The organism is Mesorhizobium sp. LNJC405B00, from assembly GCF_000502615.1.
In the GTDB taxonomy this organism is placed as follows: domain Bacteria; phylum Pseudomonadota; class Alphaproteobacteria; order Rhizobiales; family Rhizobiaceae; genus Mesorhizobium.
In genome coordinates this window covers 39,561-63,177 of sequence record NZ_AYWC01000015.1, presented here as the reverse complement: position 1 = coordinate 63,177, position 23,617 = coordinate 39,561, and the positions used below count along the sequence as shown (strand labels likewise).

At 62.6% G+C, this 23,617-nt stretch carries 25 protein-coding genes; 18 read left to right on the top strand and 7 right to left on the bottom strand.

Annotated elements, in window-relative coordinates; translation table 11 throughout:
- Nucleotides 1-91: 91 nt before the first annotated feature.
- Genes X756_RS141650 through lptF form a run of 3 tightly spaced genes read right to left on the bottom strand, consistent with a single transcriptional unit; the run spans nucleotide 92 to nucleotide 4,826 of the window.
- Nucleotides 92-2,542, bottom strand: coding sequence for an LPS-assembly protein LptD (locus X756_RS141650; protein WP_023685694.1), 2,451 nt, complete (start codon nucleotides 2,540-2,542; stop codon nucleotides 92-94).
- Nucleotides 2,542-3,624: an LPS export ABC transporter permease LptG gene (gene lptG, locus X756_RS141655; protein WP_023731132.1), complete on the bottom strand. Its 1,083-nt coding sequence runs from the start codon at nucleotides 3,622-3,624 to the stop codon at nucleotides 2,542-2,544. Before lptG ends, X756_RS141650 begins: the two co-directional genes overlap by 1 nt.
- A gap of 2 nt (nucleotides 3,625-3,626) precedes the next feature.
- Nucleotides 3,627-4,826, bottom strand: a complete 1,200-nt coding sequence (lptF, locus tag X756_RS141660) for an LPS export ABC transporter permease LptF (RefSeq protein ID WP_023672737.1) — start codon at nucleotides 4,824-4,826, stop codon at nucleotides 3,627-3,629.
- A gap of 367 nt (nucleotides 4,827-5,193) precedes the next feature.
- Between lptF and X756_RS141665 the strand changes: the two genes are divergently transcribed.
- Entirely contained in the window at nucleotides 5,194-6,684 is a 1,491-nt protein-coding gene (locus X756_RS141665) for a leucyl aminopeptidase (RefSeq protein ID WP_023731131.1), read from the top strand.
- 8 nt (nucleotides 6,685-6,692) lie between these two features.
- A complete protein-coding gene (locus tag X756_RS141670) occupies nucleotides 6,693-7,142 on the top strand; it encodes a DNA polymerase III subunit chi (RefSeq protein WP_023672739.1) in 450 nt (149 codons plus the stop codon).
- Nucleotides 7,143-7,148: 6 nt separating this feature from the next.
- On the opposite strand, the gene X756_RS141675 is transcribed toward X756_RS141670, so the two are convergent.
- Complete coding sequence (locus X756_RS141675) at nucleotides 7,149-7,745, bottom strand: T6SS immunity protein Tdi1 domain-containing protein (protein ID WP_023693959.1); 597 nt, start codon at nucleotides 7,743-7,745, stop codon at nucleotides 7,149-7,151.
- A gap of 201 nt (nucleotides 7,746-7,946) precedes the next feature.
- Between X756_RS141675 and X756_RS141680 the strand changes: the two genes are divergently transcribed.
- The 7 genes from X756_RS141680 to X756_RS141705 all read left to right on the top strand — a co-directional run bounded on the left by X756_RS141680 (nucleotide 7,947) and on the right by X756_RS141705 (nucleotide 14,728).
- Nucleotides 7,947-8,888: a 3-oxoacyl-[acyl-carrier-protein] synthase III C-terminal domain-containing protein gene (locus tag X756_RS141680; RefSeq protein WP_245264571.1), complete on the top strand. Its 942-nt coding sequence runs from the start codon at nucleotides 7,947-7,949 to the stop codon at nucleotides 8,886-8,888.
- On the top strand, nucleotides 8,885-9,889 hold the full coding sequence (locus tag X756_RS141685; RefSeq protein ID WP_031239295.1) for an NAD(P)-dependent oxidoreductase: 1,005 nt from the start codon (nucleotides 8,885-8,887) through the stop codon (nucleotides 9,887-9,889). Before X756_RS141680 ends, X756_RS141685 begins: the two co-directional genes overlap by 4 nt.
- Nucleotides 9,886-10,710 (top strand): MBL fold metallo-hydrolase, encoded by an 825-nt coding sequence (locus tag X756_RS05520; RefSeq protein ID WP_023731128.1) that lies wholly within the window; start codon nucleotides 9,886-9,888, stop codon nucleotides 10,708-10,710. Before X756_RS141685 ends, X756_RS05520 begins: the two co-directional genes overlap by 4 nt.
- Complete coding sequence (locus X756_RS141690; RefSeq protein WP_023731127.1) at nucleotides 10,707-11,963, top strand: F390 synthetase-related protein; 1,257 nt, start codon at nucleotides 10,707-10,709, stop codon at nucleotides 11,961-11,963. Before X756_RS05520 ends, X756_RS141690 begins: the two co-directional genes overlap by 4 nt.
- Before the next feature lie 1,125 nt (nucleotides 11,964-13,088).
- Nucleotides 13,089-14,093, top strand: a complete 1,005-nt coding sequence (locus tag X756_RS141695; RefSeq protein WP_023731126.1) for a Rieske (2Fe-2S) protein — start codon at nucleotides 13,089-13,091, stop codon at nucleotides 14,091-14,093.
- A gap of 52 nt (nucleotides 14,094-14,145) precedes the next feature.
- Nucleotides 14,146-14,433, top strand: coding sequence for a type II toxin-antitoxin system RelE/ParE family toxin (locus X756_RS141700; protein ID WP_023727340.1), 288 nt, complete (start codon nucleotides 14,146-14,148; stop codon nucleotides 14,431-14,433).
- A 1-nt stretch (nucleotide 14,434) separates the two neighbouring features.
- Nucleotides 14,435-14,728: an addiction module antidote protein gene (locus X756_RS141705; RefSeq protein WP_023672747.1), complete on the top strand. Its 294-nt coding sequence runs from the start codon at nucleotides 14,435-14,437 to the stop codon at nucleotides 14,726-14,728.
- Nucleotides 14,729-14,786: 58 nt separating this feature from the next.
- Here the strand turns inward: X756_RS141705 and X756_RS141710 are convergent, their stop codons facing one another.
- Nucleotides 14,787-15,944: a hypothetical protein gene (locus X756_RS141710; protein WP_031239293.1), complete on the bottom strand. Its 1,158-nt coding sequence runs from the start codon at nucleotides 15,942-15,944 to the stop codon at nucleotides 14,787-14,789.
- A 182-nt stretch (nucleotides 15,945-16,126) separates the two neighbouring features.
- Here X756_RS141710 and X756_RS141715 point away from each other — a divergent pair, with 182 nt between their 5' ends.
- The 5 genes from X756_RS141715 (at nucleotide 16,127) to X756_RS141735 (ending at nucleotide 19,337) form a co-directional block, all read left to right on the top strand.
- Nucleotides 16,127-16,741, top strand: a complete 615-nt coding sequence (locus tag X756_RS141715) for a hypothetical protein (RefSeq protein WP_023731124.1) — start codon at nucleotides 16,127-16,129, stop codon at nucleotides 16,739-16,741.
- Nucleotides 16,742-16,748: 7 nt separating this feature from the next.
- Nucleotides 16,749-17,597 carry a 23S rRNA (adenine(2030)-N(6))-methyltransferase RlmJ gene (locus tag X756_RS141720; protein ID WP_023731123.1) on the top strand — a complete coding sequence of 283 codons (849 nt, stop codon included), beginning with the start codon at nucleotides 16,749-16,751 and terminating at the stop codon, nucleotides 17,595-17,597.
- Between the two features lie 192 nt (nucleotides 17,598-17,789).
- The gene (locus X756_RS141725) at nucleotides 17,790-18,227 is read left to right on the top strand and encodes a MarR family transcriptional regulator (protein WP_023731122.1); all 438 of its coding nucleotides are present in this window, start codon (nucleotides 17,790-17,792) and stop codon (nucleotides 18,225-18,227) included.
- A gap of 109 nt (nucleotides 18,228-18,336) precedes the next feature.
- Nucleotides 18,337-18,735, top strand: a complete 399-nt coding sequence (locus tag X756_RS141730) for a glyoxalase (protein ID WP_023731121.1) — start codon at nucleotides 18,337-18,339, stop codon at nucleotides 18,733-18,735.
- Nucleotides 18,736-18,890: 155 nt separating this feature from the next.
- Complete coding sequence (locus X756_RS141735; RefSeq protein WP_023711921.1) at nucleotides 18,891-19,337, top strand: hypothetical protein; 447 nt, start codon at nucleotides 18,891-18,893, stop codon at nucleotides 19,335-19,337.
- Between the two features lie 96 nt (nucleotides 19,338-19,433).
- On the opposite strand, the gene X756_RS141740 is transcribed toward X756_RS141735, so the two are convergent.
- Nucleotides 19,434-20,057, bottom strand: a complete 624-nt coding sequence (locus X756_RS141740) for a TetR family transcriptional regulator (RefSeq protein ID WP_031193538.1) — start codon at nucleotides 20,055-20,057, stop codon at nucleotides 19,434-19,436.
- Between the two features lie 62 nt (nucleotides 20,058-20,119).
- On the opposite strand from X756_RS141740, the gene X756_RS1000000170615 reads away from it, so the two are divergent.
- The 4 genes from X756_RS1000000170615 to X756_RS141750 all read left to right on the top strand — a co-directional run bounded on the left by X756_RS1000000170615 (nucleotide 20,120) and on the right by X756_RS141750 (nucleotide 22,554).
- Nucleotides 20,120-20,353, top strand: coding sequence for a hypothetical protein (locus tag X756_RS1000000170615; protein WP_348528141.1), 234 nt, complete (start codon nucleotides 20,120-20,122; stop codon nucleotides 20,351-20,353).
- Complete coding sequence (locus tag X756_RS1000000170610; RefSeq protein ID WP_348529833.1) at nucleotides 20,354-20,896, top strand: DinB family protein; 543 nt, start codon at nucleotides 20,354-20,356, stop codon at nucleotides 20,894-20,896.
- 331 nt (nucleotides 20,897-21,227) lie between these two features.
- Nucleotides 21,228-21,617 (top strand): hypothetical protein, encoded by a 390-nt coding sequence (locus tag X756_RS141745; protein WP_023673454.1) that lies wholly within the window; start codon nucleotides 21,228-21,230, stop codon nucleotides 21,615-21,617.
- Between the two features lie 340 nt (nucleotides 21,618-21,957).
- Nucleotides 21,958-22,554, top strand: coding sequence for a glutathione S-transferase family protein (locus tag X756_RS141750; protein WP_023689091.1), 597 nt, complete (start codon nucleotides 21,958-21,960; stop codon nucleotides 22,552-22,554).
- A gap of 63 nt (nucleotides 22,555-22,617) precedes the next feature.
- On the opposite strand, the gene X756_RS141755 is transcribed toward X756_RS141750, so the two are convergent.
- Nucleotides 22,618-23,268 carry an outer membrane protein gene (locus X756_RS141755; RefSeq protein WP_023673452.1) on the bottom strand — a complete coding sequence of 217 codons (651 nt, stop codon included), beginning with the start codon at nucleotides 23,266-23,268 and terminating at the stop codon, nucleotides 22,618-22,620.
- Between the last annotated feature and the right edge of the window lie 349 nt (nucleotides 23,269-23,617).

Below are 23,617 nucleotides of genomic sequence, written 5' to 3'. Positions count from 1 at the left end.
CCCAATTCTAGCCCGGTTTTGGCCGATTCCAGCCCGATATTGGCGAAATCCGTGCCCGCTTTATGCGGCAAAACGATGTCGTCAGCCGGCTCTACTGGATGGAGTCGATCGAGCTTTGGGACGAGCCGAAATCGCCGAGCGTGCGGAACGACAGGTTGAAGCCGACATTCTGCGACACTTCCTTGGTGTTGATGTCGCGTGATTCCGAGTACGTCATCAGGTAGGTGAAGCAGGAATCATTGTAGGCAAAGCCGACGCCGTCCTTGACCAGCACGCTTTGTTGCAGGTCGTAGGTGCCGGTGCCGAAGACGCGCCAGTTTTCGGCCAGGTGCGTCGAGGCGCCGAGCGTGACTTCGTGGCGATCGGTGGTGAAACCATAGAGCGGCTGCGCCTGGATGAAGGCGTATTTGGCGCTCAGCGAAACCGGCAGCCCGGAATAGGCGGCCTTCACCTCGGCACGGCGAACTTCGAAGGTCTGCTCGTCGAAGCGGCCGCTGAGCGAACCGGAGAAGCCGCTCGGGCTGCTGAAGCCGACAAGGCCGACATAGTCGGAGGTCGAAGTCTCCAGGCCCGAATTAGCAGCGCCATCGACATTGGCGCCGACATTGACCAGATCCGGCGAATTGAAGGAGTTGCGGCCGCCCAGCTGGTAGGATTGGCCGAAGATGGCATTGGTGCCCCAGCCATTGTCATAGGCGCCGGAATAGCGGAATCCGACATTGGCGCGGCTGCCGCCTTCGACGCGGTCGTAGCCGGAGAACTTGTCGCGCTCGAACAGCGTCGTGGCATCGAAGACGAAGCTCTGTGCATCCTCGTTGGGAACGGCGAGCCCGCCGACATACTGCTCGTTCGGGCGCATGAAGACCTGCGCCATCGGCTCGACGATATGGCTGGAGCCGGCCATCGAAAACAGCACCGGCCAGCGCATCTCAAGGCCGGCGGTCGCCATGTAACGGGCGAAGGAAGACCGCATGTCGTCGGCGGCACCGACATTCGTTGCCATCTGGTTTACCGCAGTCAGCGAAGCCGAAGAAGCGTTGAGATAGTCGACGTCGCCCTGCAGAGCCAGAAGGGGCGTCAACTGCAATCCGCCGTCCGTGGTGAAGGTACGCTTCCATTCGGCTTCGGCGGTGAGGCGACCGGATTCGCCCTCGATGCCGCGCACGCGCTGGACGCCGGAGCCCGGCACGTAGGGGGTAAAATAGGCCTGATCGAGATCGTCGCGGCGAATGACTCGTGCATTGACGTTGAACGACAGCTGGCCGCCGGCCACCGACATGTCGGGGATGTAGGCATAGTCGAGCGACGGCAACACCCAGGGCTGCTTGTCGCTGCGCGATGCGACGTTGCCGTCCGGTGTGTTTTCCTGAACCTGGAAGCGCATGGCGCGCACATCGAAATAATTGCGGTCGTTTAGGCCGGTCAGGTAGACCGACGATTGATGCACGGCGTCGTTGTAGCCTTCGATCGTGTAGGTACGCGAAAAATTCTTGTCGGTCTGAAGCAGGATATCCCAGCCGAAGTCCCAGCGCGGATTGATGGCGAACTGGCCTTTGGTGCCCATCATCCCGCGGAATTTGTTCGGATCGCCTGCTGGCCCCGAATTGACATTGTAGCCGCCGGGGAAAGCCGCGAAATCACGGAAAGCGCCAGGGTCCTGCTGGTTGATTCCGGCAAGCTTCAGCGTGTATTGGCCATTGTTGAAGCGCTGGCGCCACTCGGCCTCGCCGAGGAAACCCTGCTTGGTGTAGCCGCTGCCGGTAACGGTGAGGTCATAGGTCGGCGACAGGGCAAAATAGTAGGGGACTTTGACGCCGACGCCGAGACGGTTGTTGTAGCCGATGCTGGGGATCAGGAAGCCGCTTTTGCGCTTGACCGTAGGGTCGGCGATCTCGAACGCCGGCAGATAAGCCAGCGGGAAGCCGAAGAATTCGAAATTCGCGTTCTCGAAGCGAACCGTCTTCTTTTCGCCGTTCCAAATGATCTTCCTGGCTTTGATCCGCCAGGTCGGCGCCTTGTCCGGCTTGTCTTCGCAAGGCTCGCAGGCCGTATAGACGCCGTTGTGGAACGTTGTCAGCACGCCGCCCATGCGCTCGGCGCTTTCGGCGGCGAAATAGGCTTTTTCGGGCGTTTCGACGCGCAGCGCATTAACGAAACCGTCAGCGAAATCGTCGGTAATGTCGATATGCTGCGAGTTGATCTTGGTGCCGTCGCTGTTGACGATCTCGACATTGCCGCTGGCAACCAGCCGCTTGGTGTTTCGATCATAGACGACGCGCTGGGCGACGAGCTTGTTGCCGCCATAGTCGATCTGGACGCCGCCGATGGCGGTGACCGTCTGGTTGTCGTTGTTATAGACGAGCGTGTCGGCCGCCAGCAGCATCTGGGAGCCGGAGGGAACCTTCGTTGCCACGTCGGTAACGTCCTGCGCCAGCGCAGGGGCCGTCAGCACGCCGCAGGCGAGCAGGCATGCCAAGGCGCTCGCCGAATAGAGGCGCGCCAAACCGGCCTGCCTATGGCTGCGCAAAGCCGCCTCCCTCACTAGCCGTCTTCCTTGTATAGCAGGAATGTCACCCCAAAGAACATAGCCACGACAACCGGAACCCATGCAGCCACGGCTGTGGGCACGAATCCCGCAACGCCGAATGCCTTGACCAATACCGAAACGACATAAAGCAGAAAGCCGGCGAGGACGCCACCCAGAATCATCGTTGCCGACTGCCCCATCCTCGCAAATCGCATTGAAACTGTTGCCGCAATCAGCGTCATGGCCACAAGCAGGAACGGTAACGCCACCAGCGAATCGAACTGCATGGCGAAGGCATTTGCCTTGAGGCCGAAGGAGCGGGCAACCTCAATCTTGCCGGGAAGGTCGTAAAACGGGATGGTTTCGGGGCGCGCCAGCCGTTCCTGCACGAATTCCGGCTTGAGGTTGGTCGGCAACTGGTCGGTCGTTTCGGAACGGATGTTGCCGTCCTTGAACACCTTGACGTCCTGCAATTCCCAGTAGCCGTCGCGCAGAAAGGCCCGGGCCGCGTCCTTGCGCTCGACGATATTGCCCTGCGGATCGAGGACGAAGAACACGGTGTCGGCCATTTCCAGGCCCTGGTTCAGGATGGCGCGGGCGCCGATGATGGTATCGCCGGAGTTGGTTTTCTGGCGGATCCACGGCGTGGCATCGGCCGCCACCGCGTTCGAATTGCCGGATCGCAGCTGGTTTTCCATCTGCTCCGACCATGAGAAGCCATGCGCGGCGATCGGATTGAGCACGCTGACCGACAATATGCCGAATAACAGCGCACCGATGCAGCAGGGCAACAGAAACTGCCAGGCCGACACTCCGGCCGAGCGCGCAATCACCAGCTCGTATTTTCGGTTGAGCGAGACCAGCGTCGCCATCGCCGAGAACAGGCCGACGAACGGCACCGTCTGCAGCATGATCATCGGCATCCTCAGCGCCGAGATGGCGACCGCCGTGCCGTAGGTGAAGCCCGGCAGGCCGGTGATGCGGCCGGACAGCTCGGTGAAGTCGATCAGGAACACCAGCGCCAGAAGGCCGATGAAGAACCAGATCGTGATCGACACGTAGCGAAAGAAGAAGTAGCGGCCCAGGGTCCAGCCCATCGTCAGGCTCCCTGGCCGGATGTGTAGCGCCGATTGAGGCGCAGCTTGAGCGCCGTCCAGCCATCGCTGACGCGGCCGGCGAAATTCGTCATCCAGTCGGCCCAGCTGCCGGGCAGTTCCATGCTTCGCGAGGTGACGATGAACCAGATGGCGACCGCCGAGGCGATGACCGGCACGCCATAGACCATATAGGCGTATTGCGGGATCTTGTCCGCCTTGCCGGCGGCAAAGAAGCCCAGCCAGCGCACGAACAGCGCAATGGCGATGGCTGTGATCAGCGGGTGGATGCGCGCCTCGCGGTGTGAGCGCGCATCGCCTGCGACCGCCAGCGCGATCAGCGCGAACACCAGCGAATAGGACCATTCGGAAAAGCGCTGGTCGAGCTCGGCCTTGTAGGCGCCGGGCCTGCGCTGGAAGATCTTGTCGTTCGGATCCGGGTTGAGCAGGTATTGCGTCGTTCGGTCCTTGGGCAGGAGCATGATATCGTTCGCCGCCGACATGAAGGCGGAAAGGTCGAAGGCGTAGGACGTGAAGCGGATGACCGACAGATCGCCGGTCAGCGTCTTGCGATGAATGACGCCGTCATTCATCATCAGCACCTTCTCATCACCCTTTTCGACGACGCTGCCGCTCTTGGCATAATAGATCAGATTGGCGCCTTCCTCGCGCGAATCGGCCACGAAGATGCCGCCGAGCCGGTTGTCCGGCAGCCGCTCGCCTATCTGCAGGAACAGCCCGTCGTCGATCTTGCGGAACGTGCCTTCCTGGATGATCAGCGACAAGAGATCGGCGCGCGAGGATGCGATCAGCTGGCGGTTCTTCTGCCTGGCATAGGGTTCGACGCCATTGTCGACCGCGAAGGAAAAGACGCTGGCCGCCAGCGCGATCAGCAGGACCGGCCGCACAATCGTCCAGCGCGAGGCGCCGGCGGCGTTGATGACGGCCAATTCCGAATCGGAGTTCATGACGCTGAGCGTCTGGGCCACCGCCACCACCAGGGCGAATGGCACCACGATCGGGATGATGGTGGGGATGATGAGGCCCGCGACCTCGAAAAAAGTCAGCGCCGATTGGCCACTATCGGTGACCAGGTCGATGCGGGCAAGCACCTGCGTCGTCCAGACAATGGCCAGCGTCCAGATCAGCGCAGCGAGAAACACCGCCAGTGCGCGACGCATGATGTAGCGTTCAACGACCTTCATGTAAGGCTTTTCTCGATTTGCCGAACGGCATCATGCCCGCCGACAAGGTAGTCGTCCGGCTGCGGCTGTACAACTGGGTGCGTTTGGCCATTTCTTTCAGGCGGTTCGATCCGATTCTCCATCGCCCATCCCGCAGGCCGGAGTGTCGGCGGCAATGGATAAGAAAGGGAGAACATCGATGGTTAACAACAGGTTGCGGCAGGAAAGCGGGGCCGTGCCGCGACGAATCGTTATCGATTCCGCTGCGCATATGAGCCCTGATTCCGGCAAAGTCTTGCCAAATCAAGGAAAACGACCAAATGTCGCGCATCTTCCCTGAGAATGCATTTTTCCTGAAAATCTGAGCCGTTCCCGAAAGCAGGACCTGATGACTTTGAGACCATTGATCGCCTTCGCCAAATTTGCCGCACCCAAAAAGGGCAGCATCTTCGTGCTGGCGGCCGACGATGGTGGTCTTGGCGAACCGGCAAAGGCCTGCGACCCCTCAGGAACGCTGGCGCGGGCGTTTCCGGTGGCGGAGTTTTCCGGAAAATTCGCCGGTGTCGTCGAAGTGCTGGCGCCGCAGGGAACATCGCTCGACCGACTGGTGGCGGTCGGCGCCGGCAAGGTCGCCGGCCTCGATGACTTTGCCTGGCTGAAGCTTGGCGGCACCATCGCCGCGTCCCTGCGCAAGGCAGCGGAGGTGGCCGTCATCCTCGATGTGCCGGGCGCAAAGATTGGCGGCAGGCAAGCGGCGAACCTTGCCGCCGGCATCATTCTTCGCAGCTACTCCTTCGACAAATACAAGACCAGGAAAGACAAGGACGATGCCGAGCCGAAGAAACCGGTCAAGGTGACCATCCACACCGCCGATCCTGCCGCGGCGAAAAAGGCCTTCGCCGACGAGGTTGCGGTCATCGACGGCGTGCTTCTGGCGCGCGACCTTGTCAACGAACCGGCCAATACGCTCGGCCCGATCGAATTCGCCGCCCGCGCCAAGGAACTGGAAGCGCTCGGCGTCGAGGTCGAGATCCTCACCGAGAAGGAAATGAAGAAGCTCGGCATGGGCTCGCTCCTCGGTGTCGCGCAGGGTTCGCCGCGCGGCGCCCGGATGGCTGTCATGCAATGGAAGGGCGGCAAGGCCAAGGACGCACCGGTCGCCTTCGTTGGCAAGGGCGTCACCTTCGACACCGGCGGCAATTCTATGAAGCCGGCCTCCGGCATGGAAGACATGAAGGGCGACATGGGCGGTGCCGCGGCCGTCATCGGGCTCATCCAGGCGCTGGCCGCGCGAAAGGCCAAGGCCAATGTCGTCGGCATCGTCGGGCTGGTGGAAAATGCCGTCGACGGCCATGCCCAGCGCCCCGGCGACATCGTCACCTCGATGTCGGGTCAGACCATCGAGGTGCTCAACACCGACGCCGAAGGACGCCTCGTTCTGGCCGACGCGCTGTGGTATTGCAACGACCGCTTCCAGCCGAAATTCATGGTCAATCTGGCGACGCTGACCGGCGCCATCATGGTCGCGCTCGGCCAGCATTATGCCGGCCTGTTCTCCAACAATGACGAACTTTCGGACAGGTTGACGGCGGCCGGCCAGGCGACGCAGGAGCGGCTCTGGCGCATGCCGCTTGGGCCCGAATACGACAAGCTGATCGATTCCAAGAACGCCGACATGAAGAACATCGGCGGCCGCTATGGCGGCGCCATCATCGCCGCGCAGTTCCTGCAGCGCTTCGTCAAGGAAACGCCGTGGGCGCATCTCGACATCGCCGGCACCGCGATGGGCTCTCCGCCGAGCGAGATCAACCAGTCCTGGGGCTCGGGTTTCGGCGTCAGGCTGCTCGACCGGCTGGTGCGCGACAATTACGAGGGATAAGGCAGGGAATGGCCGATGTCCTGTTCTACCACCTGACCGAATCGACGCTGGAGGATGCGCTTCCCGGCCTGCTCGAGCGCAGCGTCGATCGCGGCTGGCGCGCCGTGGTGCAGACAGGGACCGAGGAGCGGCGCGATGCGCTCGACCTGCATCTGTGGACATTCAGGGACGATTCGTTCCTCGCGCACGCGACCGACCGTGAAGCCCATCCGGCCGAACAGCCAATCCTGCTCACCACGAGCGACGCCAACCCCAACCAGGCGCAGATACGCTTCCTCGTCGATGGCGCCGCACCCGCCGATCTCGCCGGCTACGAACGCGCCGTGTTCCTGTTCGACGGCCATGACGCGGCCCAGGTCGAAGGGGCGCGGACGCATTGGAAGGTGTTGAAAGAAGCGGGCCACGCTGTCACCTACTGGCAGCAGACGCCCGACCGTCGCTGGGAGCGCAAGGCGTAAGTCGCGTTATCGGTCGCTGATCGTAACCTTGTTTATCTTCGCGCCCTGCGGGAGATCTTTCACCTGCCGATGGATTTGGCCGGCGATATGCACCTTCACAACGAAAAACGTCGTTTCCATCTCTCGCAGACTCATTTCGCCGCCAAGCACCGGCGGCTTCTTGAAATCATAGCATTGGCCGGCTGCCGGAATCAGTCGGTTCTTTCGGGCGGCAACGACAAGGCCCGCCAGCAGCAACTCGTCGCGGCGCGCTTCATTCTGCAAGTCGGCCTGAAATTCCGCCCAATGACCCGCAATTCTGGTCAATTTCCCGTCGAGCATATCGAGATGACGAACGGACCCGTCGCCGGCACGGAAAAATATGTCGCCGAAAGCTGACACCGCAGCTGGTTCAAGGCCATCCAGTCCGATCCACTTCCAGCCGTCCAACGCTTCCGCGACTTCGTTCGCAGGTGGTTCGATAAAGAGGAACTGATAGTCATGGGGCCATTCGGCTCTGATCAAGCCCCCTGTATTGGCTCTGTTGGCCTCGGCTTTTCCTTCCTGTCTGGCGTCGGACGCGCCAAAAATTGAAGAAATAAAGCGGAAAAAAGATCTGGCCATAATCGCCCCCGTACGGGTCTTTATACTTGCGAGAGATTCTACCCGCAATCCACTGAAGGCTCCATAGTTCCCACGCATTCGTCTTGATGATGGCCATCACATTGGATCCGTTTTATGGATTGACTGGATGCAGGCTCATTGGGCGGGCTGAGAATGCGGATCAGGATCATCGGAACCGGGCGGGCCGTGCCGGCTCGATGCGTGACGTCGCGCGCCCTCGATGCGCGGCTGGGGTTTGGCGATGGACATTTCGAGGCCGCGACCGGCGTCATCGAACGCTATGTCTGCGACGCCGAATCGCAGGTCGACCTTGCTTGTGCCGCAGCCCGTCTGGCGCTTGCCGATGCCGAACTTGAGACAGGCAGTGTCGATCTGGTCATCGGCGGTTGCGGCGTGCCTTACCAGCCGTTGCCGTCGACGGCGCCGCTGGTCATGCAGCGCCTCGGCCTTGCCGATGGGTCGGCGGCCGCTTTCGACGTCAACAGCACCTGCCTCGGCTTCCTCACAGCCTTCGAGACCGCGTCGCGCCTGATCGAGGCCGGGCAATGCCGGACGGCGCTGGTGTTCTCGTCTGAAATCGCCTCGCGCGCGCTGCCGTGGCGGGACCAGCCGGAAATTGCTGCCCTCTTCGGCGATGGCGCGGCGGCCGCCGTGCTGCAACAGGCAGCCCCTGCCGAGGGTCGAGTCGCGGCCAACCTGATGCGCACCTACCCTTCCGCCTATGAGGCCTGCAGCATCGGCTCCGGCGGCACCCGGTTCGACTTTCATCGTGAGCCTGAGGAATTTGCCCGCCACAGCCTGTTCCACATGGAGGGTAAGGAACTGTTTCGCGTCACGTCACGCCATTTCAACGGCTTTGTAGCGGAGTTGCTCGATCGCGCCGGCTGGCGGCACGACGATGTTGACCTCGTCGTGCCGCATCAGGCGAGCCCTTTGGCGCTCGCCCACATGGCGCGCCAGACCGGCTTCGCCAGGGAAAAGCTCGTCGACATCGCGGCGCGCTACGGCAATCAGATCGCCGCTTCCATCCCCTTTGCGCTCGACGTCGCGCGCCGCGAACAACGCATTGTGCCCGGCGCCAAAGTGCTGTTCCTCGGCACCTCGGCCGGCGTGTCGTTCGGCGGCATGGCGCTGGAAGCATGACCGTGGGACGCGTCCTCGTCACCGGCGCCAGCGGCTTCCTCGGCGCGCATGTCATGGCGCGGCTGGCTGCACTGGGTACACCGGCGCTGGGTCTTGGCAGGGACGCCAAACGCTGCGCGGCGCTCGAAGCCGCTGGTCATCGGGTCGTTCGGCTCGATTTGTCTCAACCGTTCGATGCAGCTGCCGCGCGCGCTCTCTACGGAGTCGATGCGATCATCCACTGCGCGGCACTTTCCGCGCCCTTCGGCAGGTTGGCGGATTTCCAGACGGCAAATGTCACAGCTACCCGCAACCTCAGCGATTTCGCGCGCGGGCAAGGCGTGCGCCGCTTCGTCCATATCTCCAGCCCGACGGTCTGTTTCGCCTATCGCGACCAGCTCGGAGTTTCCGAGAATGCGGCCTTGCCCCCTCCGGTCAATCACTATGCCCGCACCAAGCGGCAGGCCGAGGAGATCGTGCTGGCGGCGCCTGAGATCAGCCCGGTGGTGCTGCGGCCGCGCGGCCTCTACGGTCCCGGCGATCGCACGCTGCTGCCGCGTCTGCTGCAGGTGGCACGGCAGCGCCCGCTGCCGCTGTTTCGCGACGGCAAGGCGCGCATCGATCTCACTTATATAGAGGATGTCGTCGATGCGGTGCTTGCCGCGCTGTCCGCCGGGAGCGCTGCCGAGGGACAGATATTCAACATCTCCGGCGGCGAAGTGGTGCCGGTCCGCCGCATTGCCGAGGCGGCCTGCGCCCGCGCCGGCGTGCAGCCGCGCTGGCGCAGAATGCCGCTCTGGCCCGCCATGCTGGCGGCCGGGATAGCGGAGGCGGTAGCGAATATATTGCCCGGCCGCCCGGAACCGCCGGTGACGCGCTACGGTCTTGGCCTGTTCGCCTATGCGCAGAGCCTCGATCTTTCCAAGGCAGGCCGCATCCTCGGCTGGGCGCCGAAAGTGTCGTTCGAGGAAGGGCTCGATCGCACATTCGGCAAGGCGATGGAAAGCAGGAGGGCAGCGTGAAGATCGTCTTCGCCAACAGCGCCTCTGTCAGCGCAGCCGAGCGCCTGATCCTGCGCGGCGGCAGCTGGGCGAAGGTCAGGCTACGTGTCCGCTACGGCCTGATCATGCATCCGCGAGCCGGCCCCGTCCTGATCGATACCGGCTACACGCCGCATGTGACACAAGGCAGTGGGCGCAGCACGGCGCTGCGTCTTTACAGTGCGATCCTCCGGCCCCAGCTCAACGAAGCCGAGCAGCCGCTCGCGGTACTGGCGCGCTTCGGCCTCTCGCCGCAGGACGTGCGCACCGTCATTGTCACGCATTTCCATGCCGACCACATGTCGGGCCTGTCGCTGTTTCCCAACGCTCGGCTTATCGCCAATGACACCGCCTGGGCGCGGGCGAAGGCCAAGACTTCCCGGCAGAATCTGCGCCATGGCGTCTTCAAGGAACTGTTCCCGTCTGACTTCGAGGCCCGACTCGACGGGCTGTCGTCGAAGCGGCAGGTCGAACCTCGCTGCGGCGTGCCAGGCGGCGCCGATCTGTTCGGCGACGGCAGCGTCGTCGCAGTCGATCTGCCCGGCCATGCCGATGGCCAGTTCGGCCTTTTGTTCCCCAATCTGGAGCGGCCGCTGCTCTACGCCGTCGATGCGCAATGGCTGATCAGAGCATTGGTGGAAAACCGAACTCCCGGTCTGCCTGCAACCCTGCTGGCCGAGGATGCCGCCGCGATCGAGCCGACCAGCGTAATGTTGCGTCGGTTTCTGGCGACCGGCGGCGAGGTTGTTCTTTGTCATGATCCGGCGGTGACGGCCTACGATGTGGCCGGAGAGAGCGCGTGAACGGGCCGGCCGAAGCGATCCGCTCGTTTGCGCTGACGCAATGGGTTTCGCGCAAAAGCCGCGAGAGTTTCGAGCGCTGGCAGGCGCAAGCCTTGCGCCGCTTTCTCGACCGCGACCTGCCGCGCGCGCCGTTCTACGGCAAGGCGCCGCGTCTTCTCGGCGACCTGCCGGTGACCGACAAGGCGACGGTGATGGGCAATTTCGAGCGCTTCAACATTCATGGCGTCTCGGCCGCCGAGGCCTGGAAGGCGCAGGCCGGCGATAGCCGCATTGGCGAGCTGACTGTCGGCTCCAGCACCGGCACGTCGGGCAATCGTGGCCTGTTCGTCATTTCCGAGGCGGAAAAATACCGCTGGCTGGGCACCATCCTGGCCAAAGCCGTGCCCGATCTGCTCTGGCGCCGGCAGCGCGTTGCGGTGATCCTGCCGCAAAACACCGGGCTCTACGATAGCGCGCGCAAATCGCGGCGTATCGACCTGCGCTTCTTCGATCTGACGCGCGGTCCGGAGAGCTGGCGCGGCGCTCTCGAAGATTTCGCGCCGACGGTGATCATCGCGCCGCCGAAGATGCTGCGGCACTTCGCGGCCGAGGGCTTTAGGCTCAAGCCGCAGCGTGTCTTCAGCGCCGCCGAAACGCTCGACCCGGTTGACCGGCCGGTCATCCAGGCATTCTTTGGTCGTCAGCTCGACCAGATCTACATGGCGACGGAAGGGCTGTTCGCCGTCACCTGCCGCCAGGGCGGGCTGCATCTGGCCGAGGATTCGGTGTTCTTCGAGTTCGAACCGGCCGGCGACGGCCTGGTCATGCCGCTGATCACCGCCTTTCGCCGCCGGACCCAGATCATGGCGCGCTACCGGATGAACGACTTGCTGCGGCTGTCCGAAAAGCCATGCCGCTGCGGCTCGCCGCTGCGCACGCTGAACGAGATCGTCGGCCGCATGGACGACGCTTTCCGGCTCGCCTCGCCGCACGGGCAGCTCCTCGTCACGCCCGACATACTACGCAATGCGGTGCTCAAGGCCGACCGGCGCATCGACGATTTCCGCCTGGTCCAGACCGCTGAAGATGCAATCGAACTCAGCCTGGCCCCCGGGCTTGCCGACGAAGCCGCCACCGCCGCCCATCAGTCCGTGCGCAATTTGCTGGCGGCGCGCCAGGCGACAGCTTCGGTCAGCCTTGTTCGCAGGGACCTGCCGTTGGAGACCGGCCGCAAACTGCGTCGGGTCGAATGCCACCTGGGAGCGGCATCATGAACCGGCTCGCTATGTTGCCACTCGATCAGACGAACCGGGTAGAAAACAACCCGCGTGAGGTCGAAGCCTTCGTTCAGCTTTTCAACGAGGTGCCGGTGCGCGACCTCGTGCGTAATCTGACAGTGGCTGTCGAAACCTTCGAGATCGCCGGCCGCTCCTTTCCGCTGACGCTGAACGACAGAAGCGAAGCGCCGAACTGCTACATCTGCTGCCCGTCCAGCGCCTATATCGACTATGCCATCGACGAGACCCGCAATTTCGTCTCCTCGCCCTTGCTGCAAAAAACGATGCGGATGCTGATCGGCCTGTGCGCGCCGCTGGTCAGGATGAGCGGCCTTGACCATCAGGTTCAGGTCAACAACTGGCTCTATTCGACCAATCCGGTGCCGCTGCTCGATCGCAACGCGGTCGCGGCGATGCGCGACGATCTCACCGCGCGTTTTCCCGATCGCGCTGTTCTCATCCGCTCCCTGAACGAGATCGCCGATCCCTCGACAATCGCAGCGCTGAAGGCGGAGGGTTTTCGAATGCTGGCGGCGCGGCAGATCTACATCTTCGCAGGCGACGGTTCGGCCATGACCAACGACATGAAGCGCGACCGCAAGCGGCTGCCCACGACGCCTTTCGAGCAGGTCGGCAATGGCGACTTCACCGAGGCCGACTATGCGCGCGCCGAAGCGCTCTACCGGATGCTCTATCTCGACAAATACACGCCGCTCAACCCGCACTACACGGCCCGCTATATCGGCGAGACGCACCGTCGCGGCATCCTGCAACTGGCAGGCCTGCGTCGTCCCGGCGGTGAACTGGTCGCCGTCGCCGCTTTGTCTCAGAACGGCAGGACACTGACGCAGCCCATCGTCGGCTACGACACCGGCCTCCCGGTGAGCGAAGGCCTTTACCGCATGATGATGGCGCTGGCGCAGGATCATGCGATGGCGCACAGCCTGTTCTTCAACATGAGCGCCGGTGCCGCCGCCTTCAAACGCTTGCGCGGCGCCGTGGCGACGGTGGAATACAACGCCGTCTATGCTGCCCATCTGCCGCGCCGCCAACGCATGGCGGTGCGGATCATGGAATTTGTGCTCGCGAGATTGGCATTCCCCTGCTCAGGAGATTTGAACTTTGAGCGACACCCGGCAGCAGAAAGACAAAGACTATTGGCAGGCGGTGATGCGGTCTGCCGACATCAAAGCCAAGCCGAAGCGCATCCTGTTCGACGGCGCGCCACTGGTGCTGTTCCGCTCGGCGAAAGGCATTGCCGCCCTCTTCGACCGCTGCGCTCACCGCCTGGTCGAACTCTCGACCGGCAAGGTCGTCGGTGGCGAGATCGAATGTCCCTATCATGGCTGGCGCTACAATGGGGAAGGGCGCTGCACCGCCATTCCCGGCCATGTCGGCGACGTCCCGCATTACCGTATCCGCCGCTACAGCGCGATCGAGCGCGACGGCGTCGTCTTCGTCTCGGCAGGCACGCCTGAGGGCGAGCCCTATCTCCATTGCATGCAAGGCAAGGATGTCGTCGTGAAGCGGGTGCGAAGCTCGGCGCGATCGACGGTGCTCGACGCCGCCGAGAACATTCTCGACGCCACTCACACCCACTTCACCCACAAGGGTGTGCTGCGCGGCCTGACCGCAAAGCGCCATCTCGTGCGCGTCGAGGTGACCGGCGGCAAGGGCTGGGTCGAAAGCTGCTACACCGGCGAGGACCGCCAACAGGGGCTGGTCAGCCGGCTGCTGGAAGGCGAGCGCGCCAGGACCATCGGCCGCTACCGACATCCCGGCATCGTCGAACTCGAATATTGGGGCAAGGGCGGCTTGGCGCTGGCGACCACTTTCCATTTGCGTCAGGCGGACGAACGGACCGTCGAAGGCGTCGGCTGGCTGATCGGCCCGCGACAGGGCCTGTTCGGCGAACTCAAGGCGCTTGCTTTCCGGCCGCTCTTTGCCTTTGCCCTGCAGCAGGATCGCCGTGTGCTGAAATCGGCCAGCGACAACGCCCGTATATCGCCGCAGGTTCAGCCGGCGATCGGCCCGCTGGATTTCCTGCGCCGCGACATAGCGGCGATCATCGACGGCAAGATGCCACCGGCGGCGGCAGAGCCGCGGGTGCACCAAATCGAGCTGTAATCTAAAGTTCACGGCACTTGATTCCAGTTCTGCTGTAAATTATAGTTCACGGATGATCGAAGTTCGATCCACTGACGAATTCCGAAAATGGCTCAGAGGGCTCACGGACATTCGCGCCGTAAAGAAGATCACCCAACGGATTGTCCGCGTTCAGGCTGGGCTGGCGGGAGACGCCAAGTTCTTCGATGGCATAGGAGAATTGCGCGTAGATTACGGTCCGGGATACCGCGTGTACTTCGTCCGGCGCGGCAACACGGTCATTATCCTGCTCTGCGGCGGTGACAAAGGCTCGCAGGACAGGGACATCGGAAAAGCCAGGAAAATGGCAAAGGAAGTTTGATATGACCCTCAGAACCACACCATTCGACGCCGCCGAATATCTTGATGATGCTGAGTCTCAAGCCGAACTGCTCGCTGATGCGTTCGAGACCGGGGACGCGACTTATATTGCGCACGCCCTCGGCATTGTCGCGCGCGCCCGCGGCATGACAAGCATAGCGAAGGACGCCGGCGTGACCCGAGAGGCACTCTACAAGGCGCTGAGCGAAAAGGGCGATCCGCGCCTCAGTACATTGCTGGGCGTAACCAAGGCGCTTGGCCTGCAATTGTCCGCAAAGCCAGTTAATCCCGTTTAGGCAACCTTAGCAGGACTTACGCACTCAGCTGAAAACGGGAAGTTCCGCTTCAACTCGACTAGTCCTGCTCCGGCCCATTCCACTCGATATCGCGCGTCGACGCAGCCTGAAGGCTGATGCGCTGGCGCAGTGCTGTGCCGGCGATCTCGGCCAGCGTGCGCCACTGCGCCCGCTTCGGCGCGGGGTCGCCCGGCCAGTCGAGCAGCTCATCGGCATCGTGCATCGCCTGGCGAAAGCTGCCGAGACCACCGGAGCGCAGTGCCGCCGGCATCCCGTAGATCCACATCGCAAGCCTCACCGTCTGCGGCGCCGTCACGTCGGGCTTCACCTCGGCGCCATCCTCCAGGACCGCGTCGGCGAAGCGCCGCGGATCGCGAAAGAAGTGCAGGCCGCTCACGGCGCGCGGATTGCACTCCAGTGGCAGCACCGTGCCGTTATTCTCGCGCATCAGGTCGAAGGAGATCTGGCCGGTCCAGCCGGCGCCGGCGACGAAGGTTTCGACGAAGCGCCGGGCAGCCGCATCCCCGACTGGCTCGAAACAGATGCCGGCGCCCATGCCGGCGCGATAGAGCGAACTGTAGAGCACCAGCGCTTTGAGTTCACCCTCGACCGCCACCGCATAGGCGCTGATCTCTTCACCGGCGATGTAGCGCTGCGCCACCCAAGGAGCGGCGGGCGAGGGGCGGACGGCGTCGAGTTCGTCCGGCGATGGCCGCAGCAGTACGTCACGGGCAAAACGTGACCACACAGGTTTGAACACCAATTCGCGCGATTGGCCACGAACGCCGTCGAGATCGGCCTCGCTTTGCAGCAGTATCGTTTCCGGCACGTCGAGCCCAAGGCTCTGCGCCAGCCGGATGAAGGCATGCTTGTCGTGAACGCGGGCGAGCATCGCCATCTCGGGTGCGAAGAGGCGGGCCGGCATGGCGCGGTGCTGCCAGAGACGACCGAGATAAAAGACTTCCTCGCAGGTCGGGATAACGAGTTCGATGCCTTCCGCGCGGACAAGCGCTTCCACCGCCTTGGCATAGGCGTCGGCGGCAAAGCGCGGCGGCGGCAGGCGATGGTAGGCGGCGCAGGCCGTGCTCGCTGCGGCGATCGGCCGGGCCGGGCTGTCGGCCAGGATCACCCGGCAACCGGCGCCATGCAGCAGCCGCGCCAGGTGCAGCGCCACCGGCGCGCGGGCACCGGTGATCAGCACGGTGCTATTGGGCATGAGCCACCGGCATCGGTTGGAAAAGACGAGTCAATGCTTCTGCGGAAGGCTTCATTCGCCATAAGTGCCACATGGCTTGCGTGCCGCCAACGGACTCCACAAAGGTGGCTCCGCTGCGTCAGCCATCGCTTTTTGGCCTTCAGGGCGTTATTGGCAATCTGTCGAACACCCGGATCTCCTCAATGCGCTTTCTGTTTGTCCTGATACTGCTTGCCGGCGCCGCCATTGGCTTCGTGTATCCCTGGGCCATGAGCAATTTCTCCGGCCACGAGATCGGCACATGGCGCGTCTACGACCAGGGACGGTTTAGGCCTGTGACGGTGACGCTGAAAGCTGGCGACGCGCCGGTCAGAGTGCTGGTCGACCTGACGGCAAAGGCCGAGCGCATTGTCTCGCAGCAGCGCACCGTGCTGACGCTGACTGCCGCCACAGCCGGGCGCACGGTGCTTGCCTCGACGCTGCAATTCAACCACGCCGACAATCCGCGCCAGGTCAGCCCGCAACTGCCCGACAAGATCTTTCGCGACGAGGCCGGCGTGATCGAAACCGTCAGTCCCGGCGCCTATCTCTTCACCGCCGGCCCGGGCGACGCCGACGATATCCCGATACGCGCAGTGGATCTGATACTGCGCTCCGGCGCCGGTGAGATCGATCAACGCGCACGGCCGGTTGGCTATGGGCTGATCGCCGTCGGCCTGATCGGCTTCCTGCTTACTCTGGCTTTCGGCGGTCGCCGGCCGGAGAACCCGAACTCGAAGCCGCCACCGCCGCGTTGGGGCAGAGGCTCCTCGACATGAGCGCGGCATGAACTACCGTCACGCCTATCACGCCGGCAATTTCGCCGACGTCGTCAAGCATGTCGTGCTCAGCCTTCTGCTCGACTATCTGAAGCAGAAGGACAAGGCGTTCCGTGTCGTCGACACTCATGCCGGCCTTGGCCGCTACGATCTTTCGTCGGCGGAAGCGCAAAAGACCGGCGAATGGCAAGGCGGCATCGGCCGCCTCATCGACGCCCCGATCGAAAAATCGGCGGCTGCGCTGCTTGCCCCCTATCTTGAAGCGGTGCGTTCGCTCAATCCCGATGGCGGGGTGAAGAAATATCCGGGCTCGCCATTGATCGCCAGGCACCTCATGCGAAAGCAGGACCGGTTGTCGGCGATCGAACTGCACGGCGCAGATGTCGCCAGGCTGAAGACGCTGTTTGCCGGCGATTTCCAGACAAGGGTGATCGAACTCGACGGCTGGCTGGCGCTTGGCGCGCATCTGCCGCCAAAGGAAAAGCGCGGCCTGGTGCTGATCGATCCGCCGTTCGAGGAAGCCGGCGAATTCGACCGCCTGGTCGACGGCATGCAGAAAGCGCACAGGCGCTGGCCGGGTGGCATCTACGCGCTGTGGTATCCGATCAAGGATCGCAAAGCGATCATCGCCTTCCGCAAGGCGCTCAAGCAATCCGGCGTCCCAAAGTTGCTCGACATCGAGTTCGAGATCCGGCCGGCATCGCGTGAACCAAGCCTCGACGGCAGCGGCATGGTGGTGGTCAACCCGCCCTTCACGCTGGAGCGCGAACTGCGCATCGTGCTGCCGGTCCTGCACAGATTGCTGGCGGTCGAAAAGCCGGCGCACTGGTCGCTGGAATGGCTGGCCGGGGAGTAGCGACGCTTCGCAGCGGGCGACGCCCGCGGCAAAGACACAAAGTCGCTAGAGGTTTTGACGGTGGCGCCATCCGCGAATGCTCAGCTGTGTTCAACGAACCGAAACCATGGAGATGCACATCTAATCGGCTCGGCGTTGACGCTAATCCCAAAATCAGATAGATAGACATCTAATTATTAGATTTCGAATCGAATGCCAAGATCGACAGAAGAGGAACTGGTCAACGCGATAGGCTTCGCGATGTCGCGCTGGCAGGATGCCGTCGAAACGTTCGATGGGACCGTCGCCGAAATCTATGTGCTGAGCGCTGCCGGGCGCCGCTGTCTCGGCGCGATCAGTCACGGCCCGCGGCCGGCAAACGTCGTAGCGAGGGAGACAAATCTCACGCCGGCGGCGGTCACGACGTTGATTGACCGGCTGGAAAAGCGCGGCTTCGTCAGCCGCCAGCCGGATCCCGATGACAGGCGCAAGGTCATGGCAGCGGCGGGCAAGAAGACCGAGGAACTCGTCCGGCGCTGCTACCATCCGATCTTCGAGGCAGGCGCCGCATTGCTGGAGAAATACACGGTGGCCGAGATGCAGTTTTTGCTCGGCTTCATCGAAGAGGTCGAAGCGATGCAGAAGGCGTAGACCGAGAGGCTGCGCGGCAAAGCAAAACCGGTGCGTTGAGAGAAGGCATCGGAGGATGGTCCGGCGCAACGCCGGTCCGGTTTCAACTGTGTACTGTCAAGGAGACCCTATGCCCCGTATGATCTTCGTCAACTTGCCCGTCGCCGACCTCGCTGCGTCGATGGCCTTCTACAAAGCTCTCGGTTTCGACAACAACCCGCACTTCACCGACGACACCGCAGCCTGCATGGTGCTGAGCGAAACGATCAACGTCATGCTGCTCACCCATGCCAAATGGCGTCAGTTCACCGATCGCCCCATCCCACCGGCCACCTCGAGCGAGGTCATGCTGGCCGTGTCCTGCGACAGCCGCGCGGCGGTCGATGCGATGAATGAGGCGGCGGCTAAAAATGGCGGCGCCGCCGACATCAACGCCCAACAGGATTATGGCTTCATGTACAATCGCAGCCTGGCAAGGCTGAACCGGGTTTCGGCGGCCCGCCGGCCATGGGCAGGCCGCTTTTCCTAATGGGCAAGGCGAGCTTTTTCGAAGGTCAGGACGTGGTTTCGCAGCTTCGCACCGGCAAAACCGGTTGCGGAGCGGGAAACCATCGTCAGGGCGACCGCTTGACCGCGCGCCGCCGAATCCGCAAAGTGGGCGCAGTCGACCTTTGAGAGGCTGCCATGACTCGCTTTGCCAAATCCGCTGTTGCTGCCCTGATTTCGCTTTGCACGCCGCTGGCCGCACCCTTTGGCCAGCCAGCGCAGGCCGCCGATCTTTCCGTCTATTCCGACGAGGACAGCGGCGTTTGCGGCGAGGCCTGGGTGCTAAGCAAAATCTCCAGCCGCTTCTCCTACCAGGTGCATCACGTGCCGCATCTGCCGGATGTTTCGATCACCGATTTCCAACGCATCCACCAGCATCGCTATCTCCCGGCCAGCGAAGAATGGCCGATCGGCCGCCGCTATTGCGGCGCCACCGTCAGCCTTTCCGACGGCCGCGCCCGCACCATCTGGTACTTGATCGAGGAAGGCCAGGGTTTTGCCTCGATCGGCGACAATGTCGAATTCTGCGTCTCGGGCTTCGACCGCTGGATGGTCTACAACGGCCGCTGCCGCGTCCTGCGCTAAGGTCGGATAAGAACCGCCGTTGCACCTGCCATCTCCTGCAAGGGGGAGATCTGATGTCGCTCCGGTTTCGCCAATCTCCGAACTGCTGCCGCTGCCTCACATCGCCTTCCCACCAGATACGTAAGCGCAGATCAGCTCGACCAACTGCTTCTGCAGTTCCGGCGCGTCGAGCATGTCTCGCCGCGCGGCATTGTGGATGACGCCCTCGACCGCTGAGGACAGCACCCGGGCCACGGTCTCATTGTCCTTTCTGCGCCTGCGATATTGCGCCACCGCCGCCGTGTAGTGATCGAGATAGCGCGATTGGAACGAGGCATGGGCGGCGCGTGAGCCGCGATCGCCCGGCGCCTCGTCGAGCAGCACCTGATGCAGCGTCGGATGGATGCTGTGCGCATCGATCATGCCGCGCACCAGCTCCTGCGCGAATCGCTTGAGCGGCTTGTCGCCTTCTGCTGATTCGGCGATCACCGACAGCACCTGATCGAAATGTCGCCGGCGAATTGCTTCGACCAGCGACAGCTTGTCGGGAAAATATTGATAGAGCGAGCCGATGCTGACGCCGGCCGCATCGGCCACCTTGTTGGTGGTGAAGCCGGCCCAGCCGAGCGCGCTCAGAACATGAGCACCGGCTTCGATGAGCGCCTCGACCGTCGCTCTCGAACGCGCCTGGCGCGGCTGCTTGCGCATGCGTGAGCGCGGCTTTGCAATGCGAGTAGACATGTCTGCTCCAGCAGCCAAGAATATAGATAACATACTCACATTTTTTGGAAAGGATACAGACCATGGACGCGCTGGATTTGCTCCGCAGCCTCTACGTTTATCAAACCTGGGCGAATGGTGAATTGCTGGAGAAGCTTGCGGGTCTCGACCAGCAGGAGCATGTCGATCAGCGTCACACAGCGACCCGTCTCATCAACCACAACCTCGTCGTATCGAAGATATTCGCCGCGCATCTTTCCGGCACGCGTCATGGCTATGCGTCCGACAACACCGAGGACACACCGGCACTCGATTAATTGAGCGCTGATGTCGCTGCGATGGATCGTTGGTATCTCGACTATATCGAAGCCGTCTCGCCAAAGCTCATGTCAGAGCCTGTGCCTTTCACCTTCACCGAAGGCGACAGGGCGATGATGTCACGCCAGGAAATGCTGACACATATCGTCACGCATGGCGGCTATCACCGCGGCGAGATCGGGCGGATCCTGATGCGGATCGGCATTGCGCCGCCGTGGGATACGTTTGCCGTCCACCTCCACCACGCCGAGCCTTGCGCCGGCTGCAGGTGCGCGAGCGGGTTGGCGCTTAGGGGCCTGCACCCCTTGGCTTCCAAGGGATCGCGGCTTCCCGGGAGGAGGATTTCCCGATCTTTCGTTTCCCATTTCCGTTTGGCATCTCTTGCGCCGAAGCTGGCGATCTCCCTTCTCGTCGGGGAGACGTCCGACACAACAGGCTGTCCCTTCAAGTGCTGTCTTTCCTGGATTCCGTCCACCCACTCGCAATATACGAGTAAAAAGCTCGCGTTCAATTTAGTGCTGTTCCTGCGACCGCTGGGATGAAGCAAGATCAGCCTCTGCGGTGCGATGATTGTTGCCATCCGATAGGTCGCCGATGACCGCGTGAGATCGACGGCGTTGCAAGAGAATGTGAGCTTGACGAGAAGATCGTGTGAGTCTCGATATCAGAGATTTCTCTCGCAACAGTTCGCTGCGAAGCGGGAAGATTCTTTGCCGATTTCTGTGCCGATCATTGCGATAATGCTCTCAGCGTAACCGAAACTTAATTTGCGAAATTCTATGTAATGCTTCGCTGGCTAGATACGCACGAGTCAGATATGCATTAGCTCGCCGGGTCACTCACGGCCATCGGCACAAACGCAAGGGGCATCGCATGGCAAAGACCACGACGAAGGCGCCGGCGGCGAAAGCGCCGGCAAAGAAAGCGGCACCGAAAGCTGCCGCGAAACCTGCAGCAGTAAAGAAGGCAGCACCGAAGGCAGCGGCAAAGCCGGCTGCCAAGGCAGCGGCAAAGCCGGCAGCTAAGGCAGTAGCAAAACCCGCCGCCAAGGCAGCAGCGAAACCCGCCGCCAAGAAGCCGGCCGCCAAGGCTGTGGCGAAGCCTGCTGCGAAGGCAGCAGCCAAGCCCGCCGCCAAGAAGCCGGCAGCCAAGGCAGCGGCAAAACCCGCCGCCAAGGCTCCGATGAAGGCCGCCGCCGCCAAGTCGACGGCCGCTGTGAAGAAGGCTGCACCGGCCAAAAAGCCAGCCGCCAAGAAGAAGTAACAGCGGTCCATCTCAAAGCTCCCGGGAACTTTGCCGACTGGCAGATTCCCGGGAGCTTTTTTGTTGTGATTTAGGTCTTGTTTTGATGCATGTCGTTCTCTCGAAATTGGCGCCACTTCTGTGAGACATGCATGGCGATTTCATTGTCGGCGGATTGGCCGCCTGGTTTTGCCCTTCTGGCAGTTGCTCCCTCAGGGAAGATCGGCCAACACTAAGGCGGTCGCATTCGATGGGGTTCAGGCGACACGCTCTAGACCTTTGTTTTACGCGCGTCGTTCTCAAGACCGGAATCGCATTTTTGAGCGACATGCACTGGCCGTCCGAAAACAGGGAACCGATCATGCCGAAGCTGCTCTACGCGTCCTCATCCCCCTACAGTTCCAAGGTGCGCATGGCAGCACTCCATGCCGGCATTGCCGTCGAGCTGGTGCCGGTCAAGACCGAGGACAAGCCTGCTGAACTGATGTCAGCCAATCCTCTCGGCAAGATTCCGGTGCTGGTGCTCGACGACGGCCGCTCGATCCACGACAGCCGCGCGATCACCCAGCATCTCAACCGCGCTTCGAAGAGCCTGTTGTTGCCGCGCAATGCCGACAAGCGCCTCGAGGCCGAAGTGCTGGAGGCGCTGGCCGACGGCATATGCGACTGCGCGCTGTCGATGGTCTATGAGCGGCGCACGCGTCCGGAGGAGATGGTCTATCAACCCTGGCTCGATCGCCAGTGGACCAAGATCACCGCCGCACTCGATTTCCTCAACGCCAATCCGCCGAAGCTGCCGAAGAAGATCACGCTTGGCCAACTGGCGTTGCGTGCCTGCCTCGGCTACCTCTCTCTGCGCTTCGCCGGCAAATGGGAAAAGGGCCGCGGCCGCCTGACCCGCTGGGCAGCGCGTTTCGATGAGAAGTTTCCGGGGCTGAAGGTGGCTGTGCCGGCCTGACGGGCGAAACAAAAAAAGCCGGGCGCGAGGCCCGGCTTTCTTGTGTCGTGGCTTGAACGACAGTTAGAACTTCATACCGACGCCGAAGGTGACGCGGTTGTCGCTCTCTTTGACCTTGGTGCCGACACTGTCGAAGCTCTTGGAACCGAAGTCGGTATAGCGGTACTCGACACGGCCGAACACATTGTCGGTGATCTTGATGTCGGTGCCGACGCCGGCCGTCCAGCCGAGCATGGTGTTGCTGTCGCTGTCGCCGGGGACCGAGACCTTCTGGTTCTTCAGGGCGCCGCCGCCGGTGCCGTAGAGCAGGATTTCCGGGGTCACGGCGTAACCCAGACGGGCGCGCAGCGAGCCTTCGAAGCCGCCCTTGGAATTGACGCCGCCGCTGTCACCCTTGACGCCATTGTAGCCGAGATCGGCTTCAGCACCGTACACGAAGTTTTCCTGCTGCCACTGGTAGCCGCCGAAAACGCCGCCGACAAAGCCCTTGGTCTTGATGTCGGGGCCGCCGTCCTGGACTTTGGCATGACCGCTGAAGCCGTAGCCGGCGCTGAGACCGGCATACGGGCCGGCCCAGGAAGCGACGGGGAGCTCGGCGATCGGGGCTGGCGCCGGGGGCTCTTCCGAGACGACATCGGCAGCAAAAGCGGTACCGCTGAGGGCGAAGAGCCCGAGCGCAACCGCGAGCGGCGCGAATTTGAGATTGGTTTGCATTGTTGTTTACTCCTTAAGCCACAAGACACGTAGGCTTGTTTGTCCTGAGCGCCATCAACCCGTCCGGGGGGTGAAACGGATCTGGCACTCAACGGTTCCGAATGTCGTGTCAAAATGCGGCGGCAGCGAACCTGAAAATGGGTCATTCCCCGGCACGAATGAGGCCGAAGCTTGACGTTGCATCTTCGCAACAGCGAAATGTCAGTACGCAGGCGATGCTGCACTGCACTCGGCTTGGTGCAACGGGTTCAGCGTCCTATATTGCGGTCCTGCCGACCCGAATCCGGGGCGGTGCCGGCGGCGAAAAAGCCGTTTCGCCACATTCCTGCCCCAGGTGGAAACGGCATTT

Bases quoted from the DNA above. Each gene is read 5' to 3' on its own strand.
- X756_RS141715 (WP_023731124.1), top strand. From the start codon at position 16,127: ATGCGCTTTCTGTTTGTCCTGATACTGCTTGCCGGCGCCGCCATTGGC.
- X756_RS141700 (WP_023727340.1), top strand. From the start codon at position 14,146: ATGATCGAAGTTCGATCCACTGACGAATTCCGAAAATGGCTCAGAGGG.
- X756_RS141750 (WP_023689091.1), top strand. From the start codon at position 21,958: ATGCCGAAGCTGCTCTACGCGTCCTCATCCCCCTACAGTTCCAAGGTG.
- X756_RS141735 (WP_023711921.1), top strand. From the start codon at position 18,891: ATGACTCGCTTTGCCAAATCCGCTGTTGCTGCCCTGATTTCGCTTTGC.
- X756_RS141710 (WP_031239293.1), bottom strand. From the start codon at position 15,944: ATGCCCAATAGCACCGTGCTGATCACCGGTGCCCGCGCGCCGGTGGCG.
- X756_RS141725 (WP_023731122.1), top strand. From the start codon at position 17,790: ATGCCAAGATCGACAGAAGAGGAACTGGTCAACGCGATAGGCTTCGCG.
- X756_RS141675 (WP_023693959.1), bottom strand. From the start codon at position 7,745: ATGGCCAGATCTTTTTTCCGCTTTATTTCTTCAATTTTTGGCGCGTCC.
- X756_RS1000000170615 (WP_348528141.1), top strand. From the start codon at position 20,120: ATGGACGCGCTGGATTTGCTCCGCAGCCTCTACGTTTATCAAACCTGG.
- lptG (WP_023731132.1), bottom strand. From the start codon at position 3,624: ATGGGCTGGACCCTGGGCCGCTACTTCTTCTTTCGCTACGTGTCGATC.
- X756_RS141665 (WP_023731131.1), top strand. From the start codon at position 5,194: ATGACTTTGAGACCATTGATCGCCTTCGCCAAATTTGCCGCACCCAAA.
- X756_RS141740 (WP_031193538.1), bottom strand. From the start codon at position 20,057: ATGTCTACTCGCATTGCAAAGCCGCGCTCACGCATGCGCAAGCAGCCG.
- X756_RS141685 (WP_031239295.1), top strand. From the start codon at position 8,885: ATGACCGTGGGACGCGTCCTCGTCACCGGCGCCAGCGGCTTCCTCGGC.
- X756_RS141730 (WP_023731121.1), top strand. From the start codon at position 18,337: ATGCCCCGTATGATCTTCGTCAACTTGCCCGTCGCCGACCTCGCTGCG.
- lptF (WP_023672737.1), bottom strand. From the start codon at position 4,826: ATGAAGGTCGTTGAACGCTACATCATGCGTCGCGCACTGGCGGTGTTT.
- X756_RS141745 (WP_023673454.1), top strand. From the start codon at position 21,228: ATGGCAAAGACCACGACGAAGGCGCCGGCGGCGAAAGCGCCGGCAAAG.
- X756_RS141720 (WP_023731123.1), top strand. From the start codon at position 16,749: ATGAACTACCGTCACGCCTATCACGCCGGCAATTTCGCCGACGTCGTC.
- X756_RS141670 (WP_023672739.1), top strand. From the start codon at position 6,693: ATGGCCGATGTCCTGTTCTACCACCTGACCGAATCGACGCTGGAGGAT.
- X756_RS141705 (WP_023672747.1), top strand. From the start codon at position 14,435: ATGACCCTCAGAACCACACCATTCGACGCCGCCGAATATCTTGATGAT.
- X756_RS141755 (WP_023673452.1), bottom strand. From the start codon at position 23,268: ATGCAAACCAATCTCAAATTCGCGCCGCTCGCGGTTGCGCTCGGGCTC.